The organism is Candidatus Poribacteria bacterium, assembly GCA_028820845.1.
Lineage (GTDB): Bacteria > Poribacteria > WGA-4E > WGA-4E > WGA-3G > WGA-3G.
Window position 1 is genome coordinate 14,475 of the sequence record JAPPII010000123.1, and the last position, 21,559, is coordinate 36,033.

Genomic DNA, 21,559 nt, shown 5'->3' on the forward strand with positions numbered 1-21,559 from the left:
AGTGTTTCTGTAACAATTACCCCTTCTTGGCATACGCCAATTATAGGCAAACTTGTTACCCCAAAGTGATGAGTTTTGTGACACTTGCGTAACTGGGAACTGAAAAATGGAAAAAGCCGATAGCAAGATTAGGCGGTTTTGGAGACCTGCCACCCTTATCAAAATGTTCGTTTTCCTGAGCATAGCATTTATCTGCGGTGCATTTTTCTTTATCCGTTCAGGCACCTTCTTGGAGTGGGTAGAAGGGAGGCTTGAGGTCGAACTCAGAAATCGGATAACAAACGACTATACTGTGGACATTGGTGAGATAAAGGGGAATATTTTAGGGAGCGTTACAATTGGTAGTGTTTCAATTTCAAAGAGGGGAGAACCAACCCCAACAGTAGTCGCCACAAGGAAAGTTGTTCTCAAATACAATTTGCTCGGGCTCCTAAGCCGCAGATTTGAGGTGAAGAATCTGGAGGTATTTGAACCACAGATTCACGTCGTGCGGGATTTCGACGGTAGTCTCAATCTTACACATATTCTTGAACCGCGAACCGCGAACCGCGAACCGCGAACCGCGACTTTTGATTTTGCCGCTGGTTCGATTAGACTGAATCGTGGCAAAATTACTTACCTTGATACACAGCAAGATATCCATGTAGCAATCAACGACATTTCTATTCGGATAAATGGGGAGCTTAACACGTGGGACCATGATGGAGAATTGCGGATTGGGAAGGGAAGTCTAACCTTCAACGGTGCTGAGAAAGCGATTAATAACTTTGATGCCGACTTTGTGCTATTGGCGGATGGCAGTCGGTTAGAGGACTTTTATTTCACGTTTGGCGATTCGGAACTGAGAGTCAAAGGTGGATTTAGGCGGGGAGAGAGCGGCACCGCGAAGAGCAAAGACCGTGTGGGCTTTGCCTGGGATGCGGTTCTCAATCTCAGATTGGATGTCTCGGATGTCCAGCAATTTCTTGGGGAAGATATAGAAATTGAAGGTCTACTAAAAGCGAAATTGGAAGCCGAAGGCACAGACTCCGCTTTAGATATTAAGGCGTTTTCTGTGAGTATGCCGACGTTTTCTATGGTCCAAGCAGATAGTGGTCGAAAAATAGCATTGGCAGAATTAGCGGTTGAAGGGCATGTTAAACACGCCCCCATCCCAACGCTAACACTGACAACCCTCAGCACACAAATTGCCGATGGTACCTTAGCCGGTGATGGAAGCATCGCATTAGAAACCGCGCCAGAAGGTACACTCCTGAAGCAATACCAACAGTTAACAACCTCTCCATTTAATTACACTGGACAATGGCATGCCACAGAAGTCCAACTCATCCCACTTTTGTCAATGTTTGTTCAACTTCCCGAATACCTCTCAGACAGCGTGGGACACCTCTCAAGCACAGCAAAATTCAGTGGAACCAGTACTAACCTCTCAAATCTCAAGCTCGCCGGTGAAATAGCGTTGACCGAAACGACGCTCAATGAAGTTGGAATTGAAGATTCAAGGTTCAATTGCACGATTGCAGCCGGGGAATTGAAGGTGCATGGCAGTTTTGATGGTGCCGCGATTGACGTTACAGGCTCTTTTCCGTTGGAGCAGCCGGACGTTTTGGACATTCAGGCAACGGGTATCAATTTTGACACATTGACAAAGATTGCCAACACTGCGGATATCGGAGGTATAGGAACATCGTCTGCGACCTTGTCATCGGATGGTATACTCAAAGGGGTTTTGGAAGTGCCGGACGCAACCTTCAACGACATCCCGCTCGGCGTTCTAACGGGAAATTATCGGTATCAAGAGGGTCGGGTATTTATTGAAGATGGATTGCTAAGGGGTAGCAGTCAGCAGTCAGTAATCAGCAGTCAGCAAGAGGACTTTAGGACAGACACAGAGGTTTTGGAGTCCGCAATGACTGATAGTCGATCGCCGATAGCCGACCGCCGATATGAAAGTCGTGCCACGATTAACGGGACTGTGGACGTTAGCGGCGAGTTTCCAGCGGCGTTCAGTATCATCGCAAATCCTGTCTACGTTCAGCACTATCCAAAGTTGTTATTGGGTGCGGAATATCCTGTAGAGGGTGAACTCAGAGGCGAACTCAAATTAGATGGGACACTCGTCAATCTGGATGGTCGAGCAGACTTTAGCGTCATTGATGGTGTGGCGTGGGGAGTCTATTTGGATCCGCTGACGCTTCCCCTGAGAATTGAGGATTACAACATCAGTATTTCCGATTTTAAGATAACCACGCGTGGGCAGCGGCTTACGATGAACGTTGCCGTGGCTTCTAACGCAGATCTTGATCTCTTAGTGGAAAGCGACGCGCCTGTTCGCTTTGAAGAGATTGCTAAAGCCGCAAATATAGCCGATTTTCCTTTTGAAGGCGAGTTCGATGTTCGGTTCATCGGGATACTCAGGAAGTCAGAGGATGCTGATTTTCGGGTTGAATTGGACTGCTCGGATATAACCTATTTAGACACCGGACGCGGTGTTAAGCATCTTCTCGGCGATGCGTATCTGTTCGGTAAACTTGTGGAGAGTGGCAATCAGCCGTCAGCAATCAGCCGTCAGCAAGAGAACCTTGGGACAGGTGAAGACGTTTTTACCGCCACAAAGGGGTTACTGACTGCTGAGAGTGGAGCGGAGCGGAACGCCCTGATGGCTGATAGCCGGTATGATTTTCAGGGACACGGCTTTGATGGAACAAGTCGGATTAGAGGGACTGTGAGTGTGGTGGAGGGTAATCCGTACCGTTTCACTGTAGAGAGTAAGGGGATAGATGTTGCTCCGTTTCTACGTATCTTGCACCCAACGCTTGCGGCAGTTACGGGAACCGCTGATGGACGGGTTTCTGTAAGTGGGACGATAGCCGACTTGGCACCTGCACCTGCATCTACTGAATCCCAAGAAAAGAGGGTGTATCCTTACGATGTTGGCATTCACATTGCCGCGAGTCAACTCCATTACGAGAACTCGGCAGGACACAGGATGCCGTTCACAAACGCAGAACCGATTCGCTTACACCTCAAAGACGATAAATGGACGATTGAGACGCTCGCGCTGGTGACCGGGAACCGCGAACCGCGGACCGCTTTAATAGACGAAAATCCTTTTATTCAACTGACAGGCACCTTTGACGCGAAAACCGAAGCGATGAATTTTCAGGGCGGGGCTGACGGTTTTACACTGGTACCCTTTCTTCGAGTGTTCGGGCTGCCTGATGCGGTATCACAGAATGGCACGGGTGGATATACTATAGACATAACAGGGACACCAGCACTTCCCGTGTTGGCATTAGAATGGACACTTCCAAGGTTAACATTGAAAACCGAGGTCAGTGATGTCATTATGAGCGATGCGGGTGGTAAGGTTATGTATCAAGACGAAGTCCTGCGTTTTGAGGGTTGTGCTTTCAAATTTTTCGGCAACACTATAAACGTCGGAGGTACCATTGACGTTCAACCTGAAACAGTTGACAATTCCGAACTGCATCTCCGTGTTGACACCATCGCGCTGGATCTCGCTACATTGCCGATGGGGGTTACCGATAGTGAAATAACAGGGATGTTAGAGGTTTCCATGGAGATTGGCGGCACACTCGCTAAACCGCATATACTACTCTATGCTGAAACAGCAGTTCAACGTCCGATTAATTTTACAACTTATGTTCCGTCTATCACATTGGAAAAACTGCGTGTTGATATCGATTTCGGTTCAGAATCTATACGTATCGAAACAGTGGAGGCAAACGGGCAGATGGGTATTGGGACCTATCGCGCGCAAGGAACAGCGGAGTTCTCACGCCGAGATACCGACGCGATACAGTTCGCTATTGATGTATCGGCATCGCAGGTGGAAATTGCGGATTATGGTGTCGCTTCAGGACACGTCAGACTTAGCGGGACGGGTTTAGCCCCAAAAGATATAACCGTCATTGGTGAAATCAATGAACTTGTTCTTGATGGCTATGATTTCCATCTCGTGAATAGCGCGCCACTCCTATTCCGTTCGGATCCAGCGTCGGTATCTACTAACGGGAAAGCGGAGCCTCTCTCCGTAGAGATTCCGCTACAAATTACGTCTCCCACAATGCGTGCATCGGTACACATCAGCGTAGGCGGTACGCTTGAGGCACCTACTATCGCAGGCGTATGGCAGGGGACCCTGAATGAAAAGGTTTGGACAGGAAACCTCCAGTACAGCAACAATCAGATAACGATTGAAGATGTTTCGCTAAAAGATGGTGCTGATACACTAATACTTAGCGGCGTTGTTCCGTTTAATTTGGCGTTTGTGTCGATGGACCTCTCTGAACGCCATCTCGAAGCACCGATCAATCTGCGCATCAGAGGAGGTGAACTACCGTTGGATTTTTTCCCCGGTATCAACACGCTTTTTTCTCAAACAGATGGCACTGTTGATATAGATGTCGCACTGCAAGGTACGACGCAATCCCCTTATCTGGTAGGGAATGTATCTCTTGAGGCGTTGCAACTTGTTTTAAAGAATTTCCACGAACCGATCCGAAACATGAAGGTCCGGCTGACTGCCCAGGAAGATAGGGTGGATGTCCCGAATTTTGAGTTTGAAATGGGGTCGGGTTCCTGTAGACTTCAAGGTGGACGCTTGGTATTAGATGGATTGGTTCCTAAAGGGATAAGATTAGTGGGCCTGCGGTTTGAAGAATTTCCGATCGGTTCAACGGTGCGAGAGATTGTACCCGTGGAGGTTATGGAAGATATTGAAGGCCATCTAACAGTCTCACTCAGAGAACTCAGCGTGCCTCTTGACAGGTTTTTTGCGGCTGGAGAGACGCTACCGGTTCCGCAGCTTCAAGAGATGCCTTCGCTTGTGGATCTTGTGGCTGTTTCAAATGGAATTTTATCGATTAATAGCGTCCGACTCGCTTTCAAGTCACTCAATCGGCACTACGATTTCCAAGACCCGCAACCCGTCCTTATCGCCATCAGTGATGGTGCTGTTACGCTAACCGAGGCGTTCAGCCTTGAAAATCAAGATACGTTCTCAATCAAACAGACCTTTAGCGACGAAGACAGGAAGCCGGAAGGGCTCCTCGGCGATGATCGGACGATCTCAGGTAAAACAACATTGCGCATTGATGCTGGGGACATCTGGCAGACAAACGGTGAATTTGATGTAGCACTACGGGTGGCGAATTTCGATGTCTCGGCATTGACAGATACTTGGCCTCTGTCTTATAGGGTTACAGGTGCGCTGTCTGGGACTTTACAGTTGAATGGAACAAGTGAGAACCCGAAGATAACAATCCGGCGACATACAAGCGATCCTGCTGAACTTTATCTGCACGATGTGCCGATTGATCTGCGATGGCGGGTTCGGTATCAAAATGGGGTGTGGGAAATTTCAAAAAAACGGTATGTTGAAGTTACCTTCGGTGAAAATTTGCTGACTTTCTCATGGAGGATGCCTTATCAACTGGAGCTCATTCCTTTTATTACGAGGTTTCAACAGGCACCAGAAGCGATCTGGCAGGAATTTCAACAGACCCCGATGGACGGTATTCTGGATGTTATCGTAACAGACCTTGACATGCTACCATTTGTGGTGCCTGGACTCGGCTCTGCAACGGGGGGAGGTAATATTCACGTTGAGTTGACAGGCACGATTGAAGCACCGCAAGCGATAGGCAGCGTGTCTTTTGACGCTGTAGGGCTTGAATTTCCAGATACTGGCATTGATGTTAAGGAGGCTGTGGGTGAAATTCGGTTATCTGAAAAAGGGGCGAGCATTACAGCGTTCGATGGTGTATTGAATGGCGGTAATTTTTCGATTCGAGGTTCAATTACCGCACCGCCAGATAGACGGATATGGCAAACGCCGCCGGTGCTGGATGTTTCTGCTAATGTCGCGGATGTGGTCTTTGAACAGTCAGAAGCGTATCGGGCGAACCTGAATTCTGCCGAATTCCGTCTGCATGGCGAATTGCTGCAGCCATACCTAACAGGGAGTTTGAACATAGATAGTGGCTACTATCAGCAAAATTGGGAAATTGTGAGAGATTGGCTCACGGGGGTTTCAATAAAAGAAGCCGACGTTGCGTTAGATTATCCAATCCTACGGGATTTATATTTGGATCTGGATATCAATATCCCATCCGATTTCCGAGTTCTCTCGTCGATTACCGGACCGACAGACTTTGAAATTGCGTGCTTAGGGAAACTCATCGGTCCGATCAATCAACCGGTTTTCACAGGGGATGTGTTGATACGTGATGGAAAAATAGGTCTTGTTTTACAGCCTTTTGAATTTATAGAGGGTTCGACGATTAGTAATCGGGATTCCTTTAATTTTGATCCGACCTTGAATATCCTTCTCCGAACCCCAAACCGTATTCGCGGGGTCCTGCCGAGAGATGAGAGTATTATAGATATCCAGGTTTATGCGACGTTCACCGGCACCTTAAATAATCCAAATTTTACACTGAGTGCGCCGACTGCGACAACAGCCGAGGTCCTGACACATGAAGATATCATAGCGTTTCTGCTCCGTAGTACTTCAATCTCAAGAACGTTTGGTAGATTTACGTTTAGCGTTCAGCGTCCATTTGAGGAAGATGCGCGTTATCAGGCAGAGTACCCACTTGGCGAAAATATGTCCATCAAAATTGAGACTAACGATCAAGGAGAACATGGGGTCGATATCGAGTTTAAGGGGCGGTTTTAATTTGTTTTAGGTTATAAGTTATAAGTTAAGAGGGCTCTGGTGCCAATTTAACTTAACTTGGTGTGCGCTGATGAAGGGGTAAATTGTAGTGGGAACCTCTTAACCAAAATCCAAAAACTAACAACCAATGACTTATTTTATCCTATTCTTGTGCTGCTTTTTTTTTAGCTCTGTGTATGCGGACGCACCCATAGAAATCACAAGCACGCGCGTTGCAGAGATAGAATATCAGATTGATAAGCAACCTGTAACGTCAACTACAGAACAACTCAACATTCTCAGAAACCAGACAGCGGTAGGAATTGGTGATGCGTTCTCTCGGTACGCTATTCAACAAAGCGTTAAGGCACTCTACGCGACACAGCAGTATGCTCAAATCCATGTCTATGCCCAAGATGGTATTGATGGGGTTACGCTAACCTATCAACTGACCCCTTTCGCACGTATCGAAGAAATCATGATCCTCGGTGTTTCGGACAGTGAATTTAGAGTCGCCATCGACGAGGTATTGACATCGAAACCGGAAGGTACATATATCCCTGAAATCATCAAGACCGATATTAGCCGTATTAAGCGGGTGTGCGAAGATTATGGGTATTTTGGCGCAAGTGTCGCAGTTTCAGATATCCCATCCGAAGTTGAATCGCAGGAATCAGGGAACCATCGTCCCGCCAGCGTCAGGTTAATCTATGAGATAACCTTGGGCGATGCCTCGTCTATTAAGGAGTTGCAAATTCAGGGAAATTCTGCTATTCCCACGTACCGACTTGAAGCCGCTTGCACCTTCAGCCGGCAGCATCCGGTTTATAACAAATCCGGTGTGGATGCCGATGTAGCATTGATGCAAGCGATTTATCGAGAAAATAACTATCCGACTGCTACTATCGCACCGACCTTTTTCCGTGAAACCGGTGTGCTGCGATTTGAGGTGAGTGAAGGCAAGCGCGTGAATTTTAAGTTCGTTACGGATGACGGTGAAGTTCCCTTATCGCTTCAAGATACGTTCAGGGCAGATATAGTTCCGCTAATAACTACTTCCACAACTGCTGTGTGGGAACGGCGGATAAAATCTTATTTTAAAGCGGCGGGTTATCATGACACAACTGTGGACGAGGAAGTCGTGGATGCTTCAGAAATCATGCTTACGATTAACCCTGGGATGCAATATGTGGTCAGTCGTGTCAGTTTTGCGGGGAATCGTGCGTTTTCGGATGTAGAACTCCTCCGGGAAATGACGATAAAACCGATTATAGGTTTTATACCGAATCTGCAAGCCCGCATCACCAAAGGGCTGTTCCGACGAGAACAGCGGCAGTTTTTTTTTGAACAAGAACTTGATACAGATGTGCATAAGTTGAGTCTTTTATATGGGAGAGCGGGTTATCCGAATGCGGCTATCAGAGCGACCCTCGATAAACAGAAATCAGAAGGTCAGACCGTCGGTGAAATCGGCATACGTATTATCATTGTTGAGGAACATAAGGAGATGATCCACCGGTGGGACATCGGTGGGAATTGGGCATTGGATACTGCTACGCTTCTCGAACGCTTGCAAGACGAACTTCCACTTCCACAACCGAATACATCCCTCAAGCGGAATGTCTACCAAGATGCGATTCTGAAAGCCTATCGTGAACTCGGATACATTGATGCCGTCGTCATTGGCACCTACCTGCCAGAGACGGAAACACCCGTTTTTCAAACAGCAGGTGATTTTTCGGCATCCCTCACAGAAGGCAAACTCCCCTTAGAAGTTCGGAATACCTTTAGAAAGCATAACCTTGGACTTGAAGGCGTTTTCGTAGCTACCAATGTTGGTGAACGCTGGAGCCTCCAAGACTTTGAGGGTAACCCTCGCTATACACTGATACAACGGGCAACGCACCTTGAAGTTTTTGAACACGGTATTCTCCGCCTTACTGTGGTTACAGAAGGTGAACAGGTGGCGTTTGGAAGATTCTATTTTGAAGGTGATACGGATGTGGTAATGCAGCATGTGCTTGAACGGGAGGTCCGACATCTTGAAGGAACGCTTTGGACATCGGCGAAGTTAAGCCGTGCGCAACAAAGCCTCTACAGTTTGGGACTTTTTCGTGGTGTCCAGGCGGAGCGTCTCAGAATCGAACAACTCACGGGTCAAAATGAGGTCGGAGAAAATCTTAAAACCAATTCCGTTTCGATAAGAGTAGAGAAACATGAGTCGCGAGCGTATAGTATCGGTGGTGGCTATAGTTTGGCAGAGGGTCCTCGCTTGACAGGTGAGTTGACGGACAGCAATTTTCTGTTTAAGAGGAACATCCGAGGACGCTTGCGTGCGGGGATCGGATGGCGGAATGAGTTAGGGTATCTCTTGAATGCAACGCTCACCAAGCCGTGGCTTATCGGACGCACGCGTGGCAGTCTACAGTTATCTGCGAGGAAATTGGAGATAGACGATTACGTGCGGGCACTGCAAGGGAGTTTCATCCTCAGTAGGCGACTATCGCAATTTGACTACGTTGATTTACGATATAGCTACCGAGACTTGAGCCAACCGGTTCCACCCCTGATGCAAGACGACCAGCCGGTGTCTGCCCTATTGCAAGAATGGGATCCGTATCAGACGACTGTCAGTAGTTTGCGTTTCTCTTGGACCTATGATAGCCGTGTGCGATACCTAAACCCTACAGACGGTATGTATAATGCACTTACACTTGAATATGCGGGTGGTTTTTTGCAAGGGGAAACAGGTTTCGTCAAAACAACAACCGACACACGTTATTATCAGAAGCTTGTGGGTGGTCTTGTGTTAGCGACGGCCCTTCGACTGGGTGTTACGAGTGGCTTGCGTTCCAATCGACGGGCGGAACTCATCTCTTTTGAGCGGTTTTGGGCGGGCGGTAGTACGACGGTGCGAGGCTATGCGGAACGTTCTCTGGGTCCAGCAGACAGGACGGGTATTCATCGTGGCGATGTGCAGTTCATTTTTAATACAGAGCTGCGGTTTCCGATCTATTCTGCGCTCCGCGGTGCTGTCTTTTTTGATACGGGAAATGTCTGGGGTTCGTTGGAGGATGCTAACACCTCAACGCGTCTGCCATCTTCCGTCGGTACTGGAGTTTATGTGGATTTAGGTGCTTTGACTGCTGGCATCGATTATGCGATTCCGTTTGGATACGCTCCAGCCACTGTTACGAATAGGCTTCACCTGCGTCTTGGGAGTACGTTTTAATTAGCAGATAGCGGACCGCATACCGCGAATCGCGAAGAACGGTACGCGATAAGCGAACAACGCTTAACTACTCTGATTGTTCGTAGGGTCTTCCTAACGCGAGGGGTGCTTCGGCACGCCCGACAAAACCTGCTAAAACTGCTAAGCAGAGGACGTAAGGTAGCATTAAGAATACCTGATACGGAATACCCCATCCCAGTGCTTGAAACCGTGCATCGAGGGCTGTACCGAGTCCGAAAAGCAACGCTGCACCGCACGCCTTCACAGGATGCCACTTCCCAAAGATGACAATCGCTAAAGCAATAAACCCACGACCGACTGTCATGCCGGGTGTAAAATACGGGACATCGGCGAGGGAGAGATAGCCGCCAGCGATACCTGCCATCGCTCCGGCGAATAATAAACACATTGTTCTCAGACGGAGGACGTTAGCACCGGCAGCGGCGATTGCTCTTGGATGCTCACCGCAGGCGCGTATGCGGAGTCCCGGTTGCGTATGGTAGAGGAAGAAATAGACACAAGGCACCGACAAGAATGCAATGTAGACGAGAACATTGTGTGCAAACAGCGCACTCCCGATAAAAGGGACCTGTGAGAGCAGAGGAATATCTATTTGCTGAAACGCTGGTACGCCTTGTGCCATTCCTGTTTCGCCAAAGAGCTGCTGATAGATAACCTCAGTCAATCCTAATGCCAAGAGTGTCATTGCTGTGCCGATGATGACTTGGTCGCCACGCAGTCTTATTGCGAATAGCGCAAAGAGTGCGGCGGCGAGAAGCCCGCTGAGTCCTGCCATCAAAAGCCCGAACCACGGTGCAATCATAACGAGTTCTGCTGTGTAGAACGAGCCAACCATCCCGAAAAATGCCCCGAAGAGCATCATCCCTTCGATACCGATGTTCAGCACACCGGCGCGCTGGGAGATGACCTCACCTGATGCGGCGAGTAGGAGTGGGGTTGCTCCCCGAATTGTTGCTGAAAGAATATCTTCAAACATTTTTTCAACTATTACTTCTGGTGCCTCGTAATCGGGCGAGTTCGGCGCGGAGGCGTGCGTTTTCCGACTCTGCCTCAGCGCGAGCCATCGCCTCCTGACGGGCGAGCGACTCCGCAGCTTGCGCACGGACGGTCGCCTCCTGGCGGGCGAGCGACTCCGCCTCAGCACGGGCAGTCGCCTCCTCAGCACGGACAGTCGCTTCCTCAGCACGGGTTTCTGCTACCACTTCGGGCAGCTGAAGCCATTCATCTTTGACAGGATCATAAAACTGTAAATCCCCGTCCACACAATGCACATCTAAACCCAGACTCAACGCGTGAATGCTACCAGCCGCATCCGGCGACACTGCCTGATACTGACCGGCTACTAACCGAAAACCCATCAAAGGCGAAGGTAGATACAGACCTTCTATATCCGCCAAGAAATACTCCGAAACCCCTAACTCAGCGTAAAGATCTAACTTCTCCGTCAAGTCTCCTTGATATGTGGTTTTGCTCGACAACTCCATCACGAAATCTGGGGGTTTGCCTTCTACCCAGACCTGATACGTCCGACGCGCCTTCCGACCTATCCCGAAAGTGACAAGTACATCCGGCGATACGACGCGACGCGGGTCCCCTTGAACATAATACATCAGGATATCCCCAGAGACATACACATCTGGGGTGTCACGAAAAAACGACTCAAGTCCTCGGAGGATCCCTATCAACACACGTCTATGCTCGTCACTTGCTGCCATCGGTTTACCGTCAGTTTCTGGATAGAGGCTGTGTTCTTCGGTCGGGACATAGCCGAGACATCCTTCCTTTTCAAACATCGCCATCCTTGTTCTCCTTATTATGTCTGTATCAAGATCAAAAAAAGCGCGATACCCTTGAAAAATCGATTTGCATGCAACGCGAATTATCCAAACTTTAGTATAATACCAATTCTAATTGATAATTCCTCTTAAAAGGTTGGCTATTTTTCAGCACTGCTCGGTGCGGTTAGAAACCGCACCTACTGGGTGTGACGTGAGTGGGTTCGGTTAATGCGAGATAAACTTTTAGAAATGGTACAATATAATTGTAATGGACGGTAAGTATTTTGTCAAGATTTCCTGAAAATCAACGCAATAATTGAGTTTACCGATCCTCTGCTCATGCCTCTTCTTTTTTCACCTCAGAATGCGAGGAGGCACGCTTGCGGAACAATTGAACAGAACTATAACCGATAACGAAAAGTAGGATTGTCGCTTGCATCACCAGCGTTACTTTGTCAGAGATACCGACCTCCCGCTGCATACTATACGAACCCGTCGTCAAAGCACCGAATAGAAGGGCAGCAGCGACCGTTACCAACGGATTCAGTTTCGCTAACAGTGCGACAGCAATTGCCGTGTAACCGTATCCGGGTGAGAAGTTGAGAAAGAGTCGGCGGGTCAATGCAGTGAGTTCAATTGCGCCGCCGAGTCCTGCAAGTGCGCCGCTGATGAAAAAGACGCGGAGGGTGTTGTGAACAATCGAGATTCCTGCGGCTTCTGCTGCAGCTGCGCCTTCTCCTACGGCGCGGAGTTGAAATCCGAATGCCGTCCGAAAGAGGACAAACGTAAGGATAATCGCCAGTACCACAGCGAGAATAATGCCGAGGTGGACCCGATGCGGTGGAATAATGCGAGGCAAGAACACCCATTCGGCTATTCGGTCGCTCTGTGGACCGCGTTGCGCCGCTTCCTGCAATGGCCCTCCGTCTATCATCATACCCACCAGATGAAGGGCGACGTAGTTCAACATAATCGTACTGATAACTTCGTTGACCCCGCGCGTCACCTTGAGAACTGCGGGAATGAGTCCCCAGATTCCACCTGCGAATGCCGCGAAGCAGAGACAAATTGGCACGGCAATCCACGGGGTTTGCGGGAAAATTGGAGCGAGTTTTGTTCCGAACCACGTCGCTGTGAGTGCACCTATCAGAAATTGCCCCTCGGCACCGATATTCCAGATTCCACATCGGAATGCCATCGCGACCGAAAGCCCAGCCATCAAAAACGGTGTGCTTTTCACGAGTGTCTCTCCGAACTTGCGTCCGTTGCCGAAAGCGCCACTTACGGCTGCCTGATAGGCTTCCAGCGGGTTATAGTGGGATAACAACATTATGATGGCGTTTGTAACAAACGCACTTACGAGGATTATGGCAGGTGTTAGAGCCCAGCGAAGGTTGATTCTTTTCATAACCCTTCCCCCGTCATTAATAATCCGAGTGCCTCAATGTCATTGCGCTGTTCAGTGGCTTCGATGAGTGTGCCTCTGGACATAACGTAGAGCCGGTCGCTCAATAGTAAAACCTCGTCAAGTTCTGTTGAAATTAATAAAACGGATTTTTTTTTCTCGCGTTGTGCCAATAGATTCTCATGGACGTAGTGCGCGGCGTTGACATCTAAACCGCGTGTCGGGTTAACGGCAATAAGGAGATCGGGTTGCAGCGAGATTTCTCGGGCAAGGACGATTTTCTGTTGGTTGCCCCCGGAGAGAGATGATGCAGGAATATCAGCGATAGGTGGACGGATGTCGTAATCGGCGATCAGCTGCACCGCTATTTCTTGTTTTTGCTTTTGGTTGAGGATATTATAGTGTGCGAGGTTTCTGAGGTGTGTTACGTTTAGCAGGAGGTTCTCCGTGACTGAGAAGGCTGCAATGACACCTGTTGTTTGTCTATCTTCAGGGATATAGCCGACCCCGCGCTGTCGCACAGCTTTTGTGCCTTTAGGGTTAGCACCTAAAATGTTTATCGTTCCAGATGCGGTGTGTCGTAAACCTATGATTGCCTCGGCGAGTTCGCGCTGCCCGTTGCCATCAACGCCAGCGATACCGACGATTTCGCCGCGGTGGGTCTCCATAGAGACATCAGAAACTGCGACCTCATTGCGATCACCGAGGACTGTCAGATTTGTAAGTTGGAGTACGGTTTCCGGCGGCTCGTTTTCATGTTCTGAATTGGCTGAACGTTGGACATCCTCGATGTCTTCTCCAACCATCTCCCTTGCGAGTTCCCGTGCAGTCAGTTCTCCGGTCGGACCAAGATAGACCTTTTTACCGCGCCTTAAAACGGTTATCCTATCGCTAATCTCTAAAACCTCTTTCATTTTGTGGCTAATGAAGATGATGGCGCGACCGTCTGCTTGGAGTTTGCGAAGGACCGTGAAGAAACCTTCGACCTCTTGTGGGCTGAGGACGGCTGTGGGTTCGTCAAGGATTAGGATACGCGCATCAACAGCGAGTGCTTTTAGGATCTCTACGCGTTGCTTTAAGCCCACGGATAGACTGCGGACCAGCGCACTTGGATCAACACTCAAGCCGAACTGTTCGGAGAGTGCTTCAGTGATATGAATAGCCTCCTCCTTCTTGAACCAAAGGGAGTGGAAGAATGGAAGCGTGGAAGCGTCGAAAAGAGATTTCAACCCCTCCTTCCTATCTGTCCGCAGTTGTCCAAGAGCCAAGGCGATATTTTCGGCGACTGTGAGGTTTTCAATCAGCATGAAATGTTGATGCACCATACCGATACCGTTGGCGATCGCATCGCGTGGTGACTTGGCGTGTAATCTATACCGCCAGTTTTCGCGATCCGTGACATAAATGCGTCCTGCTGATGGTTGGTAGAGTCCATAGATGAGATTCATCAGCGTGGACTTACCGGCACCGTTCTCGCCTAAGATGGCGTGGATCTCACCGGCTTGTAATTCAAAATCAACGCTATCAACTGCGACGATGTCGCCGAAGGTTTTTGTGATACTCCGAAGTTCAAGGATACTTTTTAAACTATTTAATCTGGTCATCGTTCCACTTCGTTTCACGATGGTTTTTGGTTAAGTCTAACTATACTCTAGTGTTCTGTCAACTTTCAAATGATGGGAACCCCAGTTCGTAGTAGTGCGATTTATCGCACGTCAGAAACGGGCAATGAATTGCCCTACTACGAACGACCTGTCAGTTTAGATGTGACAGACTACTAGGGATGAAAAGCTTTTTAACAATTGAAATACTGGCAGCAACTCCGAATTGATTCTAAAAAAACGCTAACCGCGGATGGTTTCTATTCATGGGGACACCCACTTTTCTGTTCTTGCTGGTGTCAGTTCGTCATCATAAGCGATAACTCGAAGTGCGATTTTCCAACGTTCACCTGCTGATGTAGATATTGCACCCGTCCACGTTGGATTATAGAGTGCCATTCCGTAATCCCGAATGAACCAGGGGCCACGAACACCTTGATCGAGTATGCTCATTAAGACCCCGAACTGCCCGTGTCCGGTTAGCATGTTCTGGTAGGCAACGAAATCTGATTCGCCTTCGTGAACGACTTCAACACCGCCTTTGCGTCCGTCGTCTCCGAGTACGATCCCCCCCATAACAGGCAAGAGTCTCGGTTCAACACGGATGCCGATGCTCCCAAATTTTGTCTGTGGATAGGTAACCGCGCCGTAAGATGCAATTTTTTCACTCGTCATATCACAGACTGTGGCATCACTGAGGGCATAAAGATTAACCGTCCGAATTTCGTCGATTAACGGTTCTTCGTGTTCATCCCGCCAGATAACGTTTTGAACGAACTGAACACCGGTCTCATGGGGAGTGATGTCAATGTCTTTCTGCGTGTCCATCCGTCCTAATTTCTCAAAGACTTTGTCTGTAAAGGAACGGCGGGGTGGTGATGCCCAAAAACCTGCTTCCCTATCGCCGACCTGTACGGGTCCTTGTCCGACGAAAATACCGTTGTGGAAGGGATGATCAAAGGCGAATTCTTGGACGACAGTATGTCCTGCAGGTGTGTAGAACGGAAAGACGAAGGGTCGGTAAAAATTCGCGCCAACGCCGCCTAAGCAGCGTCCTGTCTCGCTTTGGAAGACCAAATGCGTTTTGGCATTTATTTTAACTTCAAAATTGTTTTTCATGGGATGCGGCACGTAGGCGTTCCCTCCTTATAGAAAAGCACCAATGGTATTCCGACGATGGGAGGCTTCTTTTGTGCCTGTGGGAGGCTTGAAAGTAAAAGGCTGAACAGAAAAGATTATAACAGATAGATGTTCGATTTGCATAGGATCTACGCAAAAATGTCTAATTAATTCTAATATCTACTATAAACGTGAAACAGTATTAGATTAGGAAAGGAACGCCTTGAGTGCCCCGCCGACCCCTATCACCGCGGCGATCCGGAATAGCCAGTCGACCAGCTGTTTCTGATACGTAGCGACGGCTTTTGTTCCGGCGACAGTTTCTTCAACTCTCCGAAGCCGATCATCTAAAGCCTGTATGTCTGATCGGACACCTGAAATATCGGATGCGACCTGCGTCTTGAGTTCCGAAATATCGGATCGCAATATCTCGAACATATCTTTTGTCGTCAGTTGGTTGTCGTTCACTGCCTTTCCCCTTTCTGACTTCACGTCCTATTTTCTTTGTTATTAACCTAAACTGCTGACTCGTGCTAAAGACATTATAGCACATTTTTTGGAAATATGTCAAAGATTTTTTCCCGAGCCGACAATATTAGCACTTTACTTTTTCCACGTAAACGTGCTATACTTGTATCAAACATTTCTACAAAGAAGGGAAATTTTGACGTGATACAAATATTTTATAAGTTACGAAATAACATTGCATATTCTGCTTTATGTGTATGCCTTTTTATAGTGGGATTCGTATTAATCGGGAACGTACGTCTTGACGCAAAAGAGCATGAGAAATTTAAGGTCGCTATGCTGCTTCCGGGTTCAATTAGTGACGCAGGCTGGAATGCTTTGGCGTATGAAGGACTTAAAGCGATTGAAAAAGAATTAGGCGCAGAGATCAGCCACGCTGAGACTCGGACCCCTACGGATCAGGAAGAACAGTTCCGCGCTTATGCCCTTGATGGTTACAATATGGTGTTTGGACACGGGTATGAGTTTCAGGACCCGGCGAAAGCAGTCGCACCAGATTTTCCTGAGACGATTTTCATTACCTCTTCGGGTGGCACGATTACCGATAACATCTCGGCAGCAAACTTTCGTGTTGAGCAGCCCGCCTATCTGTTAGGGATAATTGCTGGCATGATGACCCAGACGAATAAGCTTGGTGTTATGGGTGGACAGAATATCCCGTCTGTGAATAGCACATTTATGGCGTTTGAAGGCGGTGCGAAGCGCGTGAACCCTGATGCAGAAGTATCTTGGGTATACGTGGGGAATTGGGAAAACATCGGCAAAGGCAAGGAGCTTGCACTCGCGCAAATTAGCGAAGGCGTTGACTTTATTTTTCCAAATGCTGACGCAGCTGGACTTGGTGCATACGAGGCGGCTGAGATTTTTAACAAATCTGAAACTGCCGAAAAAGAGGGAAGGATGGTATACACGTTCGGCGCGAACCGGGATAAGAGCGATATATCCCCAACTGTGATTGCGAACGCAGTAATTACACCCGACGCGTTTGTGCAGATTGCCAAGATCATTAAAGAAGGCAAATTCAAGCCACAGATTTATACCTTTAACATGCTAACAGACGAAGCGATTACGCTTACCTATAGTCCGGCATTGAAGGATAAGGTGCCGGAAGATGTGCAAAGAGCCGTTGAGGATGCCAAAGCGAAAATCCTTGCTGGCGAATTGAAAGTGCCGCAGATTGATTTCAGTGAAAGCGCAGAGGAATAGTCGTAAATGAAAAAGAATTGCTGGAAATTGCGAGATAGGATCGTAAATCCTACGCTTATTGTATGTTTCTTGGCAATCGGTTTCATATTAGGGTGTGAGAGGGTTCCGGATAGTGGCAAAATTGTCTCTCCGCCTGCGCCTGAAACGCTCAAAGTCGGTATGCTGCTTCCGGGTGCCATCACTGACGAAGGGTGGAATGCTTTAGCACACGATGGATTGAAAGCTATTGAAACCGAACTCGGTGCCGAAATAGACTATGTTGAGAGTTTAACGCCATCTGTCTGGGAAGCAGATTTTCGTGCTTATGCTATGGATGGCTATCACCTTATCTTCGGGCATGGTTACGAGTATCAGGAAGCAGCCATAGCCGTTGCACAAGATTACCCTGAAATCGTCTTTATTACGTCTGCCGGAGCAAGCGGTGCTGTTCGTGAGAATGTCGCGCCGATTGTCTTTCGGCTTGAACAAGCCACCTACCTCTTGGGTATGATAGCAGGTATGATGACCCAAACAGACAAGATCGGTATTGTTGGCGGGCAGGAGCTTCCATCTGGTAGCAGCACGTTTATGGCGTTTGAAGGGGGCGTAAAAAGCGTTAATCCTGACGCGGTTGTGCAACGTGCCTACGTAGGAGACTGGGAAAACATCGCGAAGGCAAAGGAATTGGCACTTGCCCAGATACAAGAAGGCGTTGATTTTATTTTTCATAACGCCAACGAAGCGGGAATTGGTGTGTTTGAAGCCGTCGTCTTGGCGCAGGATTCTGGGAAAACCGTTTATTCCTTCGGTGCTAACCGAGATCAAAGTGCTGTTTCCCCGCGTGCAGTGCTTGCGAATGCCGTCATTACACCGAGAGCCTATGTACAACTCGCGACGGCAGTCAAAGAGGGGACTTTTGAATCCAAACTCTATGTCTTCACAATGACAACCGGTGGCGCAATCGCTTTGACTTATAACCCAGAACTGAGGGATCAGGTACCTGAAGAAGTTCAGCAAAAGGTTGAGGAAGCGAGAGAGCAAATTTTAGCTGGCACATTAGAGGTTCCACAAATCGATTTTAGTGGAGAGGAATAGCCTGTTCGGTAGAAGCGGCCTCAGGTCGCGACACTTTGAGGTTTATCGCGATGAGACATACAATAGAAATTGATGGTGTTGAAGTCTCTTTCTCTGAGGATGAAACCATCCTTGAGGTTGCACAACGTCATCAGAAAGAAATTCCAACGCTTTGCTACGATCCGAGGCTTGAACCCTTTGGAGGATGTCGCCTCTGTATTGTTGAATTAGAAGGTGCGCGAAATCCTGTTGCATCCTGTACAACCAAAGCCACGCCTGGTATGGTTGTTCGCACTTCAACCGATACAATAGAGGCGTATCGGAAGACGTTGCTTGAAATGGTTGTCGGTGAGAATCGCGAAGTTGATGTCTCTCCATTGCGCGGCTACGCCTCAGCGGAACTTGCTGACCTCCGCGACAGGTACGAAATTAACGGCGGACGTATCACGGGTGCAATATCCGGCACAAGTAAAGCCGATGATGACAATCCGTTTATTCTCAGAGATTATGAACTTTGTATCTCGTGTTATCGGTGTGTCCGCGTCTGTGCTGAGCAAGAGGGTGACCACGCCATTAACGTCATGAATCGCGGCTTCCATACCCAGATTACGACCGAATTTAATGGACTTCTCAAAGACTCTGCCTGTACGTTTTGTGGGCAGTGTATTCAGACCTGTCCGACCGGTGCACTCGCTGACAAAAAGGCATTCCGTGCCGTTGATGAAGTTGCGGAGGCTGTTCCTGAGAAGACGCGCACGATTTGTCCGTATTGCGGGGTCGGGTGTTCCGTTGATATGCTGACGCAAAACGAAAAGATTGTCGGTATCCACCCCGCTATGGACGGACCTGCGAATCAGGGTGCGCTCTGTGTGAAAGGGCAGTTCGCTTACGACTTCGTTCAACATCCCGATCGGTTGAAAACGCCTCTTGTTCGCGGTGATGACGGTGAACTCCACGAAACTACATGGGATGACGCACTTGATAGTGCCGCCGAAGGCTTCCGAAAGGTCAATGTTGAACACGGTAGACATAGCGTCTACGGTGTTGCTTCTGGGCGCGCACCGAGCGAAGCGGCGTATCTCATGCAGAAGTTTATCCGTGCGGGGTTTGGGACGAACTATATCGACAATTGTAGCCGTGCCTGACACGCCCCGACCGTTGCCGGTCTGGCAGCGACAATCGGACGTGGGGCGATGTCTAATCCGCTCGTGGATATGGAGAAACCGGATGTTATCTTCTGTATCGGTACGAATATGACCGAGTGTCACCCGGTTGCAGCGACGGGACTTAAGAAGGCGGTCGCCCGCGGTGCGAAGTTGATCGTGGCGGATCCGAGACGCATCGGATTGGCGGAGATGTCGCATCTTTACTTGCCTCTCCGCGTCGGTTCAGATACAGCCCTACTTCTCGGCATGGCACACGTTATCGCTCGTGAAGGCTTGATTGACGAAGACTTCATCAAAAATCGCACGACCGGATTTGATGCGTTCTTTGAACATATCAGTCAATGGACACCCGAATGGGCGGAAACAATTACGGGTGTGCCTGCAAAGGATATTGAGACAGCAGCGATGTGGTATGGCAGCGCGAACAAGGGTGCTATCTATTACACATTAGGAATCACAGAACATATTTGTGGTGTTGAGAATGTCCAAAGCCTGTGCAATCTTGCCTTGATGACCGGTCATGTTGGACGAGAGGGAACGGGTATCAACCCGATGCGTGGGCAAAACAACATCCAAGGGGCAGGGGATAGTGGGGCATTACCAAATAACTATCCCGGCTTCCAAGCTGTCACAGATCCAGCACATCAAGCGAAGTTTAAAGCGGAATACGGCAGAGAGATTGACTTAGAGAAGGGTATCACGAAAGTGACGGCGTTAGAACTGTGCGGTGATAGCATTCATGCGATGCTGATTGATGGTGAGAACACGCTAATTTCTGACCCGGATCGAGAGCATTGCGAACACGCGCTGCGTTCATTAGCACATCTTGTTGTCATTGACATCTTTCTGACTGAGACTGCTGAGCTTGCTGATGTTATCCTACCAGCAACGGCATGGGGTGAAACAGATGGTGTATGTACGAATACAGAGCGTCGCGTCCAACGGATGCGTGCTGCAGTACCGCCCGCAGGTGATGCTAAACCGGACTGGTGGATTATCTGTCAGATTGCCCAACGTCTTGGGTTTATAGGTTTTGACTTCGATACGCCAAAACCGATTTTCAACGAACTCTGTCGAGTCTCGCCTATCTATGCTGGATTGGATTGGGACCGCATTGAGAGAGGTGAGTATCAATGGCCCGTCCCGCATAAAGAACATCCGGGGACACCGAGGCTTCACGAGGAGACGTTTGTCAATGGACGCGGTATCTTCTCGAATGTCCATTACCGAGATCCTGCTGAGACGATTAGCGAAGAATTCCCGGTATGGCTCACAACAGGGAGACGTCTACAGTCCTATCACACGCGAACGCAAACAGGGAGAGCGGAAGGGATTGATTACCTCTTACCGGAAGAATCCTTGGAGGTCAATCCCGTTGATCTTGAGAGATGGCAATTAGCAGACGGGGAGTGGTGTCGGATGAGCAGCGCGCGGGGGAGTATCAACATCAAAGTCAAAGCGACGGCTCGTTCGCCGCGTGGCACGGTTTTCGCCAGTTTCAGTTTTGCGGATGTGCCGGTCAATATGTTGACGGGTTCTGGCTACGACCCGGTTACTCACACGGCTGAATTGAAGGTGTGTCCAGTGCGGTTGGAACCGCTTTAGTTGGTTATTAATTTTCAGTTATCGGTTAAGAGGGGTTTGTGCCACGAGAGTGTAATATAACCCATGTTGCTATCCTTGTATCATAATCTTTTAGATTGTGTCTATGCGTCTGCAAACTAAAAGTTTGCGCTACAAAATACTGCTAAATAAACGGAGTCAA

The 21,559-nt window shown here is 48.7% G+C and carries 11 protein-coding genes and 1 pseudogene; 6 read left to right on the plus strand and 6 right to left on the minus strand.

What is annotated here, in order from left to right:
- Nucleotides 1-106 precede the first annotated feature (106 nt).
- Nucleotides 107-6,706, plus strand: coding sequence for a translocation/assembly module TamB domain-containing protein (locus OXN25_23625; protein ID MDE0427859.1), 6,600 nt, complete (start codon nt 107-109; stop codon nt 6,704-6,706).
- A 127-nt stretch (nt 6,707-6,833) separates the two neighbouring features.
- Nucleotides 6,834-9,917, plus strand: coding sequence for a BamA/TamA family outer membrane protein (locus OXN25_23630; GenBank protein ID MDE0427860.1), 3,084 nt, complete (start codon nt 6,834-6,836; stop codon nt 9,915-9,917).
- A gap of 67 nt (nt 9,918-9,984) precedes the next feature.
- Here the strand turns inward: OXN25_23630 and OXN25_23635 are convergent, their stop codons facing one another.
- The 6 genes from OXN25_23635 to OXN25_23660 form a co-directional block, all read right to left on the minus strand.
- Entirely contained in the window at nt 9,985-10,914 is a 930-nt protein-coding gene (locus OXN25_23635) for an ABC transporter permease (GenBank protein ID MDE0427861.1), read from the minus strand.
- A 4-nt stretch (nt 10,915-10,918) separates the two neighbouring features.
- The gene (locus OXN25_23640) at nt 10,919-11,737 is read right to left on the minus strand and encodes a Uma2 family endonuclease (GenBank protein ID MDE0427862.1); all 819 of its coding nucleotides are present in this window, start codon (nt 11,735-11,737) and stop codon (nt 10,919-10,921) included.
- Between the two features lie 316 nt (nt 11,738-12,053).
- Nucleotides 12,054-13,124 carry an ABC transporter permease gene (locus OXN25_23645; protein MDE0427863.1) on the minus strand — a complete coding sequence of 357 codons (1,071 nt, stop codon included), beginning with the start codon at nt 13,122-13,124 and terminating at the stop codon, nt 12,054-12,056.
- Nucleotides 13,121-14,725 carry an ABC transporter ATP-binding protein gene (locus OXN25_23650; protein MDE0427864.1) on the minus strand — a complete coding sequence of 535 codons (1,605 nt, stop codon included), beginning with the start codon at nt 14,723-14,725 and terminating at the stop codon, nt 13,121-13,123. Before OXN25_23650 ends, OXN25_23645 begins: the two co-directional genes overlap by 4 nt.
- 261 nt (nt 14,726-14,986) lie before the next feature.
- A complete protein-coding gene (locus OXN25_23655) occupies nt 14,987-15,841 on the minus strand; it encodes a PmoA family protein (protein MDE0427865.1) in 855 nt (284 codons plus the stop codon).
- 207 nt (nt 15,842-16,048) lie between these two features.
- Nucleotides 16,049-16,309 carry a hypothetical protein gene (locus OXN25_23660; protein MDE0427866.1) on the minus strand — a complete coding sequence of 87 codons (261 nt, stop codon included), beginning with the start codon at nt 16,307-16,309 and terminating at the stop codon, nt 16,049-16,051.
- 270 nt (nt 16,310-16,579) lie between these two features.
- Here OXN25_23660 and OXN25_23665 point away from each other — a divergent pair, with 270 nt between their 5' ends.
- The 4 genes and pseudogenes from OXN25_23665 (at nt 16,580) to fdhF (ending at nt 21,399) form a co-directional block, all read left to right on the plus strand.
- Nucleotides 16,580-17,575 (plus strand): BMP family protein, encoded by a 996-nt coding sequence (locus tag OXN25_23665; protein MDE0427867.1) that lies wholly within the window; start codon nt 16,580-16,582, stop codon nt 17,573-17,575.
- 6 nt (nt 17,576-17,581) lie between these two features.
- Nucleotides 17,582-18,649 carry a BMP family protein gene (locus OXN25_23670; GenBank protein ID MDE0427868.1) on the plus strand — a complete coding sequence of 356 codons (1,068 nt, stop codon included), beginning with the start codon at nt 17,582-17,584 and terminating at the stop codon, nt 18,647-18,649.
- Nucleotides 18,650-18,699: 50 nt separating this feature from the next.
- Nucleotides 18,700-19,518, plus strand: a pseudogene (locus tag OXN25_23675) (2Fe-2S iron-sulfur cluster-binding protein).
- Complete coding sequence (gene fdhF, locus OXN25_23680; GenBank protein MDE0427869.1) at nt 19,498-21,399, plus strand: formate dehydrogenase subunit alpha; 1,902 nt, start codon at nt 19,498-19,500, stop codon at nt 21,397-21,399. The pseudogene OXN25_23675 and the gene fdhF overlap by 21 nt, the downstream one beginning before the upstream one ends.
- The last annotated feature ends 160 nt before the right edge of the window (nt 21,400-21,559 follow it).